11 protein-coding genes are annotated in these 14,811 nt (G+C 66.3%); 6 read left to right on the top strand and 5 right to left on the bottom strand.

What is annotated here, in order from left to right; translation table 11 throughout:
* Positions 1 to 329 precede the first annotated feature (329 nt).
* From V3B46_RS09105 to V3B46_RS09090, 4 genes are read left to right on the top strand one after another with little or no spacing between them, the layout of a single operon-like run.
* Positions 330 to 2,600, top strand: a complete 2,271-nt coding sequence (locus V3B46_RS09105) for a methyl-accepting chemotaxis protein (protein ID WP_329891743.1) — start codon at positions 330 to 332, stop codon at positions 2,598 to 2,600.
* A 37-nt stretch (positions 2,601 to 2,637) separates the two neighbouring features.
* Positions 2,638 to 3,507 carry a CheR family methyltransferase gene (locus V3B46_RS09100; protein ID WP_154263429.1) on the top strand — a complete coding sequence of 290 codons (870 nt, stop codon included), beginning with the start codon at positions 2,638 to 2,640 and terminating at the stop codon, positions 3,505 to 3,507.
* Positions 3,504 to 4,100, top strand: a complete 597-nt coding sequence (gene cheD / locus V3B46_RS09095) for a chemoreceptor glutamine deamidase CheD (protein ID WP_014037083.1) — start codon at positions 3,504 to 3,506, stop codon at positions 4,098 to 4,100. The genes V3B46_RS09100 and cheD overlap by 4 nt, the downstream gene beginning before the upstream one ends.
* Complete coding sequence (locus tag V3B46_RS09090; RefSeq protein WP_154263428.1) at positions 4,097 to 5,170, top strand: protein-glutamate methylesterase/protein-glutamine glutaminase; 1,074 nt, start codon at positions 4,097 to 4,099, stop codon at positions 5,168 to 5,170. The genes cheD and V3B46_RS09090 overlap by 4 nt, the downstream gene beginning before the upstream one ends.
* Before the next feature lie 274 nt (positions 5,171 to 5,444).
* Here V3B46_RS09090 and acnB read toward each other — a convergent pair whose 3' ends face one another.
* Genes acnB through V3B46_RS09075 form a run of 3 tightly spaced genes read right to left on the bottom strand, consistent with a single transcriptional unit; the run spans position 5,445 to position 8,705 of the window.
* On the bottom strand, positions 5,445 to 8,036 hold the full coding sequence (acnB, locus tag V3B46_RS09085; protein WP_329891742.1) for a bifunctional aconitate hydratase 2/2-methylisocitrate dehydratase: 2,592 nt from the start codon (positions 8,034 to 8,036) through the stop codon (positions 5,445 to 5,447).
* Between the two features lie 39 nt (positions 8,037 to 8,075).
* Positions 8,076 to 8,474, bottom strand: coding sequence for a type II toxin-antitoxin system VapC family toxin (locus V3B46_RS09080; RefSeq protein WP_008267153.1), 399 nt, complete (start codon positions 8,472 to 8,474; stop codon positions 8,076 to 8,078).
* 6 nt (positions 8,475 to 8,480) lie between these two features.
* Positions 8,481 to 8,705, bottom strand: coding sequence for an AbrB/MazE/SpoVT family DNA-binding domain-containing protein (locus V3B46_RS09075; protein ID WP_005409505.1), 225 nt, complete (start codon positions 8,703 to 8,705; stop codon positions 8,481 to 8,483).
* Positions 8,706 to 9,007: 302 nt separating this feature from the next.
* Between V3B46_RS09075 and acnA the strand changes: the two genes are divergently transcribed.
* A complete protein-coding gene (gene acnA, locus V3B46_RS09070) occupies positions 9,008 to 11,761 on the top strand; it encodes an aconitate hydratase AcnA (protein ID WP_329891741.1) in 2,754 nt (917 codons plus the stop codon).
* 140 nt (positions 11,762 to 11,901) lie between these two features.
* On the opposite strand, the gene V3B46_RS09065 is transcribed toward acnA, so the two are convergent.
* On the bottom strand, positions 11,902 to 12,357 hold the full coding sequence (locus V3B46_RS09065) for a hypothetical protein (protein ID WP_329891740.1): 456 nt from the start codon (positions 12,355 to 12,357) through the stop codon (positions 11,902 to 11,904).
* Positions 12,358 to 12,472: 115 nt separating this feature from the next.
* The gene (locus V3B46_RS09060; RefSeq protein ID WP_329891739.1) at positions 12,473 to 14,023 is read right to left on the bottom strand and encodes a BCCT family transporter; all 1,551 of its coding nucleotides are present in this window, start codon (positions 14,021 to 14,023) and stop codon (positions 12,473 to 12,475) included.
* A gap of 170 nt (positions 14,024 to 14,193) precedes the next feature.
* On the opposite strand from V3B46_RS09060, the gene betI reads away from it, so the two are divergent.
* Positions 14,194 to 14,784, top strand: a complete 591-nt coding sequence (betI, locus tag V3B46_RS09055; protein ID WP_154263423.1) for a transcriptional regulator BetI — start codon at positions 14,194 to 14,196, stop codon at positions 14,782 to 14,784.
* Positions 14,785 to 14,811: the final 27 nt, after the last annotated feature.

Below are 14,811 nucleotides of genomic sequence, written 5' to 3'. Positions count from 1 at the left end.
CCCCCGGCCCCCCCCGCCCCGCCCCCCCCCCCCCCCCGCCCCCCCGCCCGCCCCCCCCCCCCCCCCCCCCCCCCCCCCCCCCCGACCCAGCCACCCACTGAGAAATCAGAGCCGACCAACCGCCGTTGCTGTTGCTGTTGCTGTTGCTTTTGCCGTCGCTTCAAAAGCCTGCCGCAGGCAGCGCCGCAGCCGCCGCTGCAAGGAAACCTGAATACGTTCGGACACCGCACCTCAATCCCCCGCCCGCGCGGCCGATAACGGGGTTGTCACCGCTTGTCCCGCTGTGACCGGCTCGGCGCCGCCCGCCCGTTTCGACCTGGTCCTGCTCGATGAATCTCATGCATCGCTGGCAACACTACTTCAGCAACCTCTCCGTCCGGCGCAAGCTCAACCTGCTGACGCTGCTCATCGCGCTCGGCGTGATCGCGCTCTCGGTGATCGCCGCCCGCATGCAGTACCTCGACCTGACCGAGACCCGCAAGACTGCGCTGAAGACCCAGGTCGAACTCAGCTACGGCATTCTCCAGCACTACCATCGCCTGGCCGGTACCGGCGAGCTCAGCGAAGACGCTGCCAAGGCCGCCGCCCTGCAGGCGCTGGAAGTGATGCGCGCCGATAGCGATGCCTACTACTTCAACATCTACGACACCGGCTACCGCCTGCTGATGCACCCGTTCCGCAAGGACCTGGTCGGCAAGGACATGAAGGACTTCCGCACCGACGACGGCGTGCGCATCTACTACGACCAGGTGGAAGCAGCCAAGGCCGGTGGCGGCTTCGTCAACTACCGCTGGGCCAAGCCCGGCAGCAAGGGCGAGGTCGAGAAGGTGGCCTACGCCGGCCTGTTCGCGCCGTGGAACTGGGTGGTCAGCAGCGGCGTGTACATGGACGGCGTGCAGCAGCAGGCGCTGGTGTTCACCGCCATCATGGCCGTCTCCGGCGGCATTCTGGTCCTGATCGTGCTGGGACTGAGCTGGGTCATCGGCAATCGCATCGCGCGCCCGCTGAAGCAGGCCACCGCCGTCGCCGAAGGCATTGCCCAGGGCCGGCTGGACAACCACATCGGCCCGCAGCCGCATGATGAGCCTGGCCGCCTGCTGGAGGCGATGTCCGGCATGCAGCAGCAGCTGCACGCCGTGATCGGCGGCCAGCGCGAGATGGCACGCCGCCACGATGGCGGCGAACTGAGCTACCGCATCGACGCCAGTGTGTTCCCCGGCGAGTACGGGCTGATGGTGCAGGAGACCAACACCCTGGTCGGCAGCCACGTGCAGACCCTGCACGATGTGCTGGACGTGGTGCAGCAGTACGCGGTGGGCGATCTGAGCCGCGACATCGCGCGCTACCCCGGCGAGAAGGCCGCGATGACCACCACCGTCGACACGGTCAAGGCCAACCTCGGCCGCATCAACGCCGAGATCAAGCAGCTGGCCAGTGCCGCCGCCGCAGGCGACTTCAGCCGTCGTGGCGACGCGCAGCGCTTCGATCACGATTTCCGCCTGATGCTGGAAAACCTCAACGCGATGATGGCGGTCAGCGATGACAACCTCGGCAAGCTATCGCAGCTGCTGTCGGCCATCGCCGAAGGCGACCTGACCGCGCGCATGCACGGCGACTACCAGGGCGTGTTCGCACGCATGCGGGACGACGCCAACACCACCGTCACCCAGCTGACCCAGATCGTCGGCCAGATCCAGGCCAGCGCCTCCAGCATCACCCTGGCCGCTGGCGAGATCGCGTCGGGCAACAGCGATCTGTCGCGCCGCACCGAGCAGCAGGCCGCCAATCTGGAAGAAACCGCCGCGTCGATGGAGGAACTGACCTCCACCGTGCGCCAGAACGCCGAGCATGCCCGCCAGGCCAACCAGCTCGCGATCGGCGCGCAGGACGTGGCCTCGCAGGGCGGCAGCGTGGTCGGCCAGGTGGTCAACACCATGTCGGCCATCGAAGCCTCGTCGAAGAAGATCGCCGAGATCATCAGCGTCATCGATGGCATCGCCTTCCAGACCAACATCCTGGCTCTGAACGCCGCAGTGGAAGCTGCGCGTGCCGGTGAACAGGGCCGTGGCTTCGCCGTGGTCGCCAGCGAGGTGCGTACCCTCGCCCAGCGCTCGGCCGCTGCCGCCAAGGAGATCAAGGGACTGATCGATGATTCGGTCGGCAAGGTCGCCGAAGGCTCCAGTCTGGTCCATGAGGCAGGCAGCACCATGGGCGAGATCGTCGCCTCGGTGCAGCGCGTGACCGACATCATGGCCGAGATCTCTGCGGCTTCTCAGGAGCAGAGCGCTGGCATCGAGCAGGTCAACCAGACCGTGGTGCAGATGGACGAAACCACCCAGCAGAATGCTGCGCTGGTGGAAGAAGCCACCGCCGCCGCACGTGCGATGGAAGAACAGGCTGGCCAGCTGGCCGACGCCGTGGCGATCTTCCGCCTCGACAACCAGGTCTCCGCCGCCGTGAAGGCCGTGGCCGCGCGCGTGGAACCGGCCCGTGTCACCACCGTGGCACGTCCACAGCCGACCAGCGCGTCCGCTCCGGTCCGCCGCAGCAGCAACGCCAGCGCCTTCGTCGCCAGTGACAGCGACTGGCAGGAATTCTGAGACCCACCCGCGGCGGCTTCGACCGCCGCCTCTGCCGATGGACACGTCCCCCGTGCAAAGTCCTACTCCCATCGTCACCGGCCCGCGAGAATTCGAGTTCGCCGACCGTGATTTCCGCCGCGTCTGCGACCTGATCTACCAGCGCGTGGGTATCGCCCTCGCCCCGGCAAAGCGCGACATGGTCTATGGCCGCCTGTCGCGCCGCCTGCGCACGCTGGGCATGCGCAGCTTCCAGCAGTATCTGGACCATCTGGAGCAGGAAGACGGTGACGAGTGGCAGGCGTTCACCAACGCACTGACCACCAACCTGACCTCGTTTTTCCGCGAACCGCACCACTTCGACAAGCTGCGCGAGGAGCTGCAGCAGCGCGCCAGCCGCACGCCGCTGCTGCTGTGGTCGTGCGCGGCATCCACCGGCGAAGAGCCCTACTCGATGGCGATCACCGCCTGCGAAGCCTTCGGCACCCTCAAGCCACCGGTACGCATCATCGCCACCGACGTCGATACCCAGGTGCTGGCCACCGCCGGTCGCGGCGTCTACAACATCGATCGCGTCACCAGCCTCGACCCGGACCTGCGCCGCCGCTACTTCCAGCGGGGCAGCGGTCCCAACGAGGGCCAGTGCCGCGTGCTGCCCGCACTGCGCGAGCTGATCGAGTTCCGCCCGCTCAACCTGCTGGCCCCGCGCTATGACGTCGGCGGCCCGTTCGATGCGCTGTTCTGCCGGAATGTGATGATCTATTTCGACAAGCCGACCCAGCGCGCGATTCTGGGCCGCCTGGTGCAGCACCTCGCCGACGACGGGCTGCTCTACACCGGCCACTCTGAGAACTACCTGCACGCCGCCGACCTGATCCAGCCCTGCGGACGCACCCTGTACCGCCGTGCGGCAAAGGCCGGCGCATGAATGCTTCGCTGCGTACCGACGATGTGATGCGCTACCAGGATGCGCGCTTCCAGACGATCGCCGCCAAGCTGCTGCCGACCCAGTACCTGGTGGTCGATGACACCACTGCGCTGACCACCACGCTGGGCTCCTGCGTGGCGGCCTGCCTGCGCGACCCGGTGCTGAAGATCGGCGGCATGAACCATTTCCTGCTGCCCGAGGGCAACGCCGGTGACGGCGCGCCTGCGCGCTATGGCAGCTATGCGATGGAACTGCTGATCAACGACATGCTCAAGCGTGGCGCCCACCGCAAGCGCATCGAAGCCAAGGTGTTCGGCGGTGCCAACGTGCTGAAGGGTTTCACCAGCAACCCGGTCGGCACCCGCAACGCCGAATTCGTGCGCCAGTACCTGCAGGCCGAGCACATCCCGATCATTGCCGAGGACCTGTGCGGCATTCATCCGCGCAAGATCTGGTTCTTCGCCGATACCGGCCGCGTGGTGGTGCAGCGCCTGCCGCATGCCCATGAGGCCGAAGTGGCCGCGACCGAATCGGCGGTGCGTGCACGCCTGTCCAAGGCCCCGGTCACCGGCGGCGTGGAGCTGTTCGAATGACCCTGACCGGCAACGCCCCCTGCCGGGTCCTGATCGTCGACGACTCGGCCGTCGTGCGCCAGATGCTCACGGAAATCCTGTCCAGCGATCCGTCCATCGACGTGGTCGGCACCGCCGCCGATCCGCTGCTGGCACGCGAGAAGATCAAGCGCCTGGCCCCGGACGTGATCACCCTGGACGTGGAAATGCCGCGCATGGACGGCCTGGCGTTCCTGGAAAACCTGATGCGCCTGCACCCATTGCCAGTGGTGATGATCTCGTCACTGACCGAGCGCGGCGCCGACACCACCCTGCAGGCATTGGCGCTGGGCGCGGTGGACTTCGTCTCCAAGCCCAAGCTGGACGTGGCGCGTGGCCTGCAGGCCTACGCCGACGAGATCATCGCCAAAGTGAAGATGGCCGCGCGTTCGCGCGTTCGCCCGCTGGTGCGCGCTGCCGCACCGAAGCTCCTGCTGGACGCCACCCCAGCGACGCGTCCCGCCACGCCCCAGTTCCGCACCACCGACCGGCTGATCGCGATCGGCTCGTCAGCCGGTGGTACCGAAGCCCTGCGCGTGGTGTTGGAAGGCATGCCCGCCGATGCCCCGGCCGTGGTGATGACCCAGCACCTGCCGGCCAGCTTCAGCAGCGCCTTCGCCGAACGCCTGGACCGGCACTCGGCGATGGCCGTGCGCGAGGCCGCCGATGGCGAGGCAGTGCTGCCTGGCCACGCTTACCTTCCGCCCGGCGGCAAGCACCTGCGGATCATCCGCGACGGTGCGCGCTGGCGCTGCCGCGTCGACGACGGCCCTGCGGTGAACCGGCACAAGCCAGCGGTGGACGTGCTGTTCCGCTCGGTTGCGCAGAACGCCGGCGGCAATGCCATCGGCGCCATCCTTACCGGCATGGGTGACGACGGCGCGCGCGGCCTGCTGGAGATGCGCCAGGCCGGCGCGCCGACACTGGTGCAGGACGAGGCCACCAGCGTGGTCTGGGGCATGCCCGGTGCCGCGTTCAAGCTGGGCGCGGCCGAGGAACAGGTGCCGCTGGAGCGCATTGCCGAGCGGCTGCTCGCCCTCGCCCGCGGCTGATTGCGCGCCCCGGCTCAAGGGCTCCCGCGCCCAGTAGATCCAAGCCATGCGTGGATGCCTTTGTAGAGTCGAGCCGCGCTCGACTCATCGCGCATCGCACGAACAGCAGCCAAGCATGGGCTCGGCGCTACAGGCCATCAGGCAACAAAAAAACCCCCCGGCTTTCACCGGGGGTTTTTCGTTTCAGCGGGTTGCCGGCCAGCGGCCGGCACTACCATGCGTCGTCCGCTCACAAAAAAACCCCGGCGCGAGCCGGGGGTTTCCTGTTACCGCATCAGGCAGCGACCGTCTTGGCCACGTCCTGGTATTCCTCGATCTGGTCGAAGTTCATGTAGCGGTAGATCTCCGCACCATTGGCGTTGATCACGCCGATGTCCGCCATGTACTCCTCCTTGGTCGGGATGCGGCCCAGGCGCGAGCAGATCGCCGCCAGTTCCGCCGAACCCAGGTACACGTTGGTGTTGCGGCCCAGGCGGTTCGGGAAGTTGCGGGTCGAGGTCGACATCGCGGTGGAACCTTCGCGGATCTGCGCCTGGTTGCCCATGCACAGCGAGCAGCCCGGCATCTCCATGCGTGCGCCGGTGGCGCCGAAGGTGCCGTACACGCCTTCCTTGGTCAGCTCGGAGGCATCCATCTTGGTCGGCGGGGCCACCCACAGGCGGGTCGGCAGGTCACGCTTGCCTTCCAGCAGCTTGGCCGCGGCACGGAAGTGACCGATGTTGGTCATGCACGAACCGATGAACACTTCGTCGATCTTTGCGCCGGCGACTTCGGACAGGGTCTTCACGTCGTCCGGGTCGTTCGGGCAGGCCACGATCGGCTCGTGGATGTCGGCCAGGTCGATCTCGATGACGGCAGCGTATTCGGCGTCGGCATCCGGCTCCAGCAGCTCCGGGTTGGCCAGCCACGCTTCCATCTTCTCGATACGGCGCTGCAGCGAACGCGGATCCTGGTAACCCTCGGCGATCATCCACTTCAGCAGCGTGATGTTGCTGTTGAGGTACTCGATGATCGGCTCCTTGTTCAGGCGCACCGAGCAACCGGCCGCCGAACGCTCGGCCGACGCATCGGACAGTTCGAAGGCCTGTTCGACCTTCAGTTCCGGCAGGCCTTCGATTTCCAGGATGCGACCGGAGAAGATGTTCTTCTTGCCGGCCTTGGCCACGGTCAGCAGGCCCGACTTGATCGCGTACAGCGGGATCGCGTTGACCAGGTCACGCAGGGTCACGCCCGGCTGCATCTGGCCCTTGAAGCGCACCAGCACCGACTCCGGCATGTCCAGCGGCATCACGCCGGTGGCGGCAGCGAAGGCGACCAGGCCCGAACCGGCCGGGAACGAAATGCCGACCGGGAAACGGGTGTGCGAGTCACCACCGGTACCGACGGTGTCCGGCAGCAGCATGCGGTTGAGCCAGCTGTGGATCACGCCGTCGCCCGGACGCAGCGAAACGCCGCCACGGGTGGAGATGAACTCCGGCAGGGTGTGGTGGGTCTTCACGTCCACCGGCTTCGGGTAGGCGGCGGTGTGGCAGAACGACTGCATCACCAGGTCGGCCGAGAAGCCCAGGCAGGCCAGGTCCTTCAGCTCGTCGCGGGTCATCGGGCCGGTGGTGTCCTGCGAGCCGACCGAGGTCATCTTCGGTTCGCAGTAGGTGCCCGGGCGCATGCCCTGGCCTTCCGGCAGGCCGCAGGCGCGGCCGACCATCTTCTGCGCCAGCGAGAAGCCCTTGCCGGTGTCGGCCGGCTGCACCGGCAGGCGGAACAGGGTGGTCGGGGCCAGGCCCAGCGCTTCACGCGCCTTGCCGGTCAGGCCGCGGCCGATGATCAGCGGAATGCGGCCACCGGCGCGCACTTCGTCGAACAGCACTTCCGACTTGACCTGGAATTCGGCGATCACTTCACCGTTCTTCAGCGCCTTGCCGTCGTACGGGCGCAGTTCCACCACATCGCCGTGCTCCATCTTCGACACGTCCAGCTCGATCGGCAGTGCACCGGCATCTTCCATGGTGTTGTAGAAGATCGGGGCGATCTTCGAACCCAGGCAGACGCCACCGGCGCGCTTGTTCGGGATGAACGGAATGTCATCGCCGGTCCACCACAGCACGCTGTTGGTGGCCGACTTGCGCGAGGAACCGGTGCCGACCACGTCGCCAACGTAGGCGACCAGGTGACCCTTGTCCTTCAGCGACAGGATCTGCTGGATCGGGCCGCGCTTGCCGTCTTCTTCCGGGGTGAACGGCGCGTCGTCGCGCTTGTTCTTCAGCATCGCCAGCGCGTGCATCGGAATGTCCGGGCGGGTGGTCGCGTCCGGTGCCGGCGACAGGTCGTCGGTGTTGGTCTCGCCCGGCACCTTGAACACGGTGACGGTCAGGCTCTGCGGCACTTCCGGATTGCTGGTGAACCACTCGGCATCGGCCCAGCTCTGCAGCACGGCCTGGGCGTTGGCGTTGCCGGCCTTGGCCTTTTCCTGCACGTCATGGAACGCATCGAACACCAGCAGGGTCTTCTTCAGGCCGTTGGCGGCGATGGTGCCGACGCTGGCGTCGCCCAGCAGCTGCACCAGCGGGGCGACGTTGTAACCGCCGAGCATGGTGCCCAGCAGTTCGGTGGCGCGCTCACGGCTGATCAGCGGGTTCTGCTCGCTGCCCAAGGCGATCGCCGCTAGGTACGAGGCCTTGACCTTGGCCGCGTCATCGACGCCGGCCGGCACGCGGTGGGTCAGCAGGTCGAGCAGGAACTCGGCCTCGCCCTGCGGCGGGTTCTTCAGCAGTTCGATGACATCGGCCGTCTGCTGCGCGCTCAGCGGCAGCGGCGGGATGCCAAGCGCAGCGCGCTCGGCGACGTGGTGGCGGTAGGCTTCCAACATGACAACTCCCGGGTAATGCGTAGGTTGAAAAAAGTGGGCTCAGGCTTGCGGCACGATCAGCTTCAGGCCCTTGAAGTAGTCGCGGTAAAACGTATCGTTCCAGGTGATCAGGCCATCGCACTGCAACAGTGCGTGGGCGCCGACCATGAATTCATCCAGGCTGCGGCGGCTGCCGCTGCGCTGGCGGTGACGGCGGTGCATCTCGCCGGCGCGCAGCGCCGACTTGGCTTCCATCGGGTTGAAGTGCACGCCCATTTCTTCCAGCGCTTCCAGCACCTCGGCGCCGCCGCGCAGCGATGCGCAGACCTCGGCCAGGGTCGCGCCGCAGACCACCACTCGGCCACCGACCAGGCTCTGCCTGAGGATGGCTTCCACGGCATCGGCCTGCGGACCATTGCTCAGCAGCTCGACCAGCACCGGAGAGTCGACGGCGATCATCACGGCTTATTCCTCGTCACGCACCGCGCGTACCGCTGCGTCGGACGATTCGAAACCGTCCAGCGCGAACTTGCCGCGCGCCCGTGAAATGGCATCGTCAACACTCTTGCGCAGGATGATGCGGCTGCCGTCCAGTTCTACCTTCAGCAGCGTGCCCTTGGTCAGGCCGAGGGCATCACGCACCGCCTTGGGCAGGGTGATCTGTCCGCGTTCTGCAACAGTGGCTTCCATCGGTAGGCCCTCCAGAGTATGCACAAATTATACATACTTCCCCGGGCATACTTCCACCCTGAACAGGACCGGCACCCCGCCAGCCCTTGCCTCGCAAAGGATCGGCCACAAACGTGACATACGCCATACACCTTCCCCTGTAGTCTGGAACCGATGCCGCAGGCCGGATCCCGGCCCGGGTGAATCCATTCAGTTTCGGGTTCATACTGGATCCACCGGGGCCGTCGGGCCCGCGGCGACCGCAAGCAGGTCCGCCCATGCGCGGGCCACTGCAAGCCATCCGCAAGAAGGAGTTACCCCGCATGAGCGATTCGTTCTCCACCCGCAGCCAGCTGAACGTCGGCGGCAAGACCTACGACTACTTCAGCCTGCCCACGCTGGGCCAGCGCTTCGATATCTCCCACCTGCCCTACTCGATGAAGATCCTGCTGGAGAACCTGCTCCGGCACGAGGACGGCGGCATCACCGTCGGCAAGGACCACATCGAAGCCGTGGCCCGCTGGAACCCGGCGGCCGAACCGGACACCGAAATCGCCTTCATGCCGGCGCGCGTGGTCCTGCAGGACTTCACCGGCGTGCCCTGCGTGGTCGACCTGGCCGCGATGCGCGATGCGGTGGTCAAGCTTGGCGGCTCGCCTGAGCAGATCAATCCGCAGATTCCCTCCGAACTGGTCATCGACCACTCGGTGCAGGTCGATGTGTTCGGCAAGCCGGACGCACTGGACCTCAACGGCAAGATCGAATTCCAGCGCAACCAGGAACGCTACGGCTTCCTGCGCTGGGGCCAGAAGGCCTTCGACAACTTCAAGGTGGTGCCACCGAACACCGGCATCGTTCACCAGGTGAACCTGGAGAACCTGGCGCGCGTGGTGATGACGGCGGACAAGGACGGCAAGGCGGTCGCCTACCCCGATACCGTGTTCGGTACCGACAGCCACACCACCATGATCAACGGCATCGGCGTGCTGGGCTGGGGCGTGGGCGGCATCGAAGCCGAAGCGGCCATGCTGGGCCAGCCGTCGTCGATGCTGATCCCGCAGGTGGTCGGCTTCAAGCTGACCGGCAAGCTGCCCGAGGGCGCCACCGCCACCGACCTGGTGCTGACCGTCACCCAGATGCTGCGCAAGCTAGGGGTGGTCGGCAAGTTCGTCGAGTTCTACGGTGACGGCTTGCAGCACCTGCCGCTGGCCGACCGCGCCACCATCGGCAACATGGCCCCGGAATACGGCGCCACCTGCGGCATCTTCCCGATCGACGCCGAATCGCTGAACTACCTGCGCCTGTCCGGCCGCAGCGAAGAGCAGATCGATCTGGTCGAAGCCTATGCCAAGGCGCAGGGCCTGTGGCACGGGCCGGGCAGCCCCCACGCACAGTACAGCACCACGCTGGAACTGGACATGGGTACGGTGAAGCCGTCGCTGGCCGGCCCGAAGCGTCCGCAGGACCGCGTGCTGCTGGAAGACGTGCAGAAGAACTACCGCGAAGCACTGGTCGGCATGACCGCCAACCGCGACAAGCGCAGCGAGGATGTCTCCACCTTCGTCAATGAAGGCGGCGGCGCTGCGGTTGGCAACGAGCAGTTGGCCAAGGGCTTTGCAGACATCGAGATCGAAGGGCGCAAGGTCCGCCTGAAAGATGGTGCAGTGGTCATCGCTGCCATCACCTCCTGCACCAATACCTCCAACCCGGCGGTGATGATCGGTGCCGGCCTGCTGGCCCGCAACGCGGCCGCCAAGGGCCTGAACCGCCAGCCGTGGGTGAAGACCTCGCTCGGGCCGGGCTCACGCGTGGTCACCGACTACCTGGAAAAGGCCGGCGTGCTGAGGGAGCTGGAGAAGATCGGCTTCTACGTGGTCGGCTACGGCTGCACCACCTGCATCGGCAACTCCGGCCCGCTGCCGACCGAAGTCAGCGCCGGCATCGCCACCGGCGACCTGGTGGTCACCTCGGTGCTGTCCGGCAACCGCAATTTCGAGGGCCGCGTGCACCCCGAAGTGAAGATGAACTACCTGGCCAGCCCGCCGCTGGTGGTGGCCTACGCCATCGCCGGCACCACCGACATCGACCTGACCACCCAGCCGCTGGGCACCGGCAGCGATGGCCAGCCGGTGTTCCTGCGCGACATCTGGCCGAGCAACAAGGAAATCGGCGATGTCATCGCCGCCACCATCGGCCCGGAGATGTTCAAGCAGAACTACGCCGATGTGTTCAAGGGTGATACCCGCTGGAACACCATCGCTTCGCCGGACGGCAATCTGTACGAGTGGAGCGATGCCTCCACCTACATCAAGAACCCGCCGTACTTCGATGGCATGACCATGCAGACCGGCAGCATCGACGACGTGCACGGCGCACGCGTGATGGGCCTGTTCGGCGATTCGATCACCACCGACCACATCTCCCCGGCCGGCAACATCAAGAAGGACTCGCCGGCAGGCCGCTTCCTGCAGGAGCGCGGCGTGCAGCCGGCCGACTTCAACAGCTACGGCAGCCGCCGCGGCAACGATGACGTGATGGTCCGCGGCACCTTCGCCAACATCCGCATCAAGAACCTGATGTTCGGTGGCGAGGAAGGCGGCAACACTCTGTACTACCCGGCCGGCGGCGGCCAGCCGGAGAAGCTGGCGATCTACGATGCCGCCATGAAGTACAAGGCCGACAAGGTGCCGCTGGTGGTGTTGGCCGGTAAGGAATACGGCACCGGCTCGTCGCGCGACTGGGCGGCCAAGGGCACCCTGCTGCTGGGGGTGAAGGCGGTCATCGCAGAGAGCTTCGAGCGCATCCACCGCTCCAACCTGGTCGGCATGGGCGTGCTGCCGCTGCAGTTCCGCAACGGCGAGAACGCACAGAGCCTGGGCCTGGACGGTTCGGAAGTGATCGACATCACCGGCCTGCAGGACGGTGCCAGCAAGCGCGCCACGGTCACCGCGACCAAGGCCGACGGCACCAGGAAGACCTTCGAAGTCTCGGTGATGCTGCTGACTCCGAAGGAAGTGGAGTACTTCCGTCATGGCGGCCTGCTGCAGTACGTGCTGCGCCAGCTGGCCAGCAAATAACGCGTCACACCGGTAGAGTCGACTGTCAGTCGACTCTACACCTGTAGAGCCGAGCATGGGCTCGGCTCTACAGCAGCCAGGCATGGCCTGGCTCTACTCCCTGCGCGCAGGCGGCGCACTCCTGGTTGGCCTGCATTGCCTTACGGCCTGACACCATGGATCCGCCACGGCGCTGCACTCGGCCCGACGTCATACACCAGGCCGCGCAGGCCCTCCGGCATCACCGTCTCGCCGTCGGAGGCACCGGTGTTGAGCACCGTCACCACCATCTCGAACGCCGGATGCGGCGCCTGGCCGATGCGCGAACAGACCACGCCACGGTCTTCGTAATGCACCATCGGGGTAAACCCACCATCGCCGCAGGCCACTGCAATGAAGCGGTAGCCGCGATCGTCGTCACTGCCCGGCATCAGCGCATGTGCAGCATAGGACACGCGCCCCTGCCCGCCAGCATAGGCCGGCACGTGGACACGGAATTGACCGATGTCACCCACCGCCAGTACCGGAAAATCGAGCTGCTGCATCGGCGGAGGCATCGGCTCGGCACGCAGCGGAACTGCAGCGGACAGCAACAGGCCATAGAGAAGTCGTTTCATCGGGATCTCCTGCTTGAAGAGACCCATGGTCGATCACAACGTCATCCGAAGTATCTAGGAATGCAATGAAATGCGGCAGGCATCGGCATGCGCCGATGCCCACCCGCACCGGCCCTCAGCGTCGCGGGGCATCCGGGTCGGTGCGCAGCGCCTTCAGCAGGCCCCACATGTAGAACGCCAGCGTGAACGAGAACGGCAGGCCGCACAGCACCACCGCCGTCTGCATCGCACTGAAGTTGCCAGCCAGCAGCAAACCGACGCTGGCCACAGTGATGCCGACGGCCCAGAACACGCGCAGCCAGATCGGCGCGTCATGGCCATCTTCCACGCCATCGTCAACGCGACGGGTGCACAGGTTGGCGATCATCAGCGTGCCCGAGTCGACCGGGGTCAGGAACAGCACGAAGCCGATCACCACCGCGGCACCGGCTACATAGGGCGCAGCGGGCAGGTACTCCAGCAGCTTGAACAGCGTCATCGCCGCATCGTGCTGGGCCACGTCACCCAGGATCGCCTGGCCGTGGTTGAGCACCAGGTCGATGGCGGTGTTGCCAAAGATCGACAGCCACGCCAGGGTGAAACCGAGCGGGATCAGCAGCACGCCCATGATCACTTCGCGTATGGTGCGGCCACGCGAGATGCGCGCCACGAAAAGACCGACGAACGGCGCCCAGGCGATCCACCACGCCCAGTAGAACAGCGTCCACGAGCCCATCCACTCACGGCCCTTCGGGTCGTTGAGGTACATGTCGAAGCTCTTGCGCACGAACGCGCCGAGGTAATCGCCGGTGTTCTGGATCAGGCCGTCGAACAGGTGCAGGGTCGGGCCGGTGACCAGCACGAACAGCAGCAGGCCACACAGCAGGCGCACATTGAGGTTGGAGAGCCAGGCAATGCCCTTCTCCACACCCGCCACCACGCCGATGGTGGCCACCACCATCATCACCAGCACGATCGCCACCAGCACCTGCGGCGTATCCGGGATATGGAACAGGTAGACCAGGCCGGACTGCACCACCAGCGCGCCGATGCCAAGGTTGGTCACCATCGAGATCAGCGTGGCGAGGATGCCGAAGCCATCGACCATGTCGCCGATGCGGCCATGGATGCGCTCACCGAAGATCGGGTACAGCGCCGAGCGCAGCGCCAGCGGCAGGTCGCGGCGGTAGGCGAAGTAGCCCAGCGCCACGCCGACCAGCGCGTACAGCGCCCAGCCGTGCAGGCCCCAGTGCAGGAAGGTCAGCACCATCGCCTCGCGGCCGGCGGCCACGGTCCCGCCGGGCTGCCCGGGCGGATTGAGAAAATGGTCCAGCGGCTCATAGGCGCCGTAGTACAGCAGCGCGATGCCGATGCCGGCCGAGAACAGCATCGAGACCCAGGCCACGTAACCGAAGGCTGGTGATTCCTCGTTGTGGCCCAGGCGGATGCGGCCGTACGGCGAGAACGCCAGCCACAGCACGAAGCCCAGGCACAGCACGATCAGCAGCATGTACCACCAGCCGAACGCGGCCGAGACTTCGGCCTGTGCCCGCTGCAGCCAGTGCTCGCTGCTTTCGGGATAGAGAACGGTGAGCAGCCCGAGGATGCCGATCGACACCGAAGAGCTGAAGAAGACAAAACGGTTCAAGCGCAGGGGCGAACGCTTGGGATGAGCCAGGGAAGACATGGGGTCGTCTCATCAAGTCCGAGGGGGCACATGGGCGGGGCCGGACCGGTAAACCGGGCCCATGGCGTGGGGCGCGAGCGCATCCTAGGGTTTATTGATTGAACGTTCAATCAATAAAAAGCATAATGGCGGGCAGCCCGATCCTTCGGGTCGCAATCCGTGGAGAGACAATGCCGAAGAAAGGCGTGGAACCGGTACGGCGCGAACAGCTGATCCGGGCCACTTTCCAGACCATCGACGAGATCGGCATGGCCGATGCGACCGTCGCCACCATCGCGAAGAAAGCAGGGCTGTCCAGCGGCATCGTCGCCCACTACTTCGGCGACAAGGACGGCCTGCTCAATGCTGCAATGCGGCAGATCCTGCGTGAACTGAAGGACGCGGTCGCCCGCTACCGTGCCGACGCTGGCGACGACCCGCGTGAGCAGCTGCGCGCCATCGTCGATGGCAACTTCGACGACAGCCAGATCAACGGCACTGCGATGCGCGTCTGGCTCACCTTCTGGGCCGCCAGCATGCACCAGCCGGAACTGGCCCGGCTGCAGCGCGCCAACGACCAGCGCCTGTTCTCCAACCTGTGCCACCAGTTCAACCGCCTGCTGCCCCACCCGCAGGCCCGCCTGGCCGCCCGTGGCCTGGCCGCGATGATCGACGGCCTGTGGCTGCGCGGCAGCCTGGTCGGCGGCCAGTTCAACGCCGAGAAGTCCCGGCGCATCGCTTACGGCTATATCGACTTCCAGTTGCAGGCTGGCGCGCTATAAGCGCTTCAGCACCCGCCCCCTTCCAAG

Origin of the sequence: Stenotrophomonas sp. SMYL11 (genome assembly GCF_036320005.1) — a bacterium.
GTDB lineage: Bacteria > Pseudomonadota > Gammaproteobacteria > Xanthomonadales > Xanthomonadaceae > Stenotrophomonas > Stenotrophomonas maltophilia_A.
This window is presented reverse-complemented; position numbering and strand designations above follow the sequence as displayed.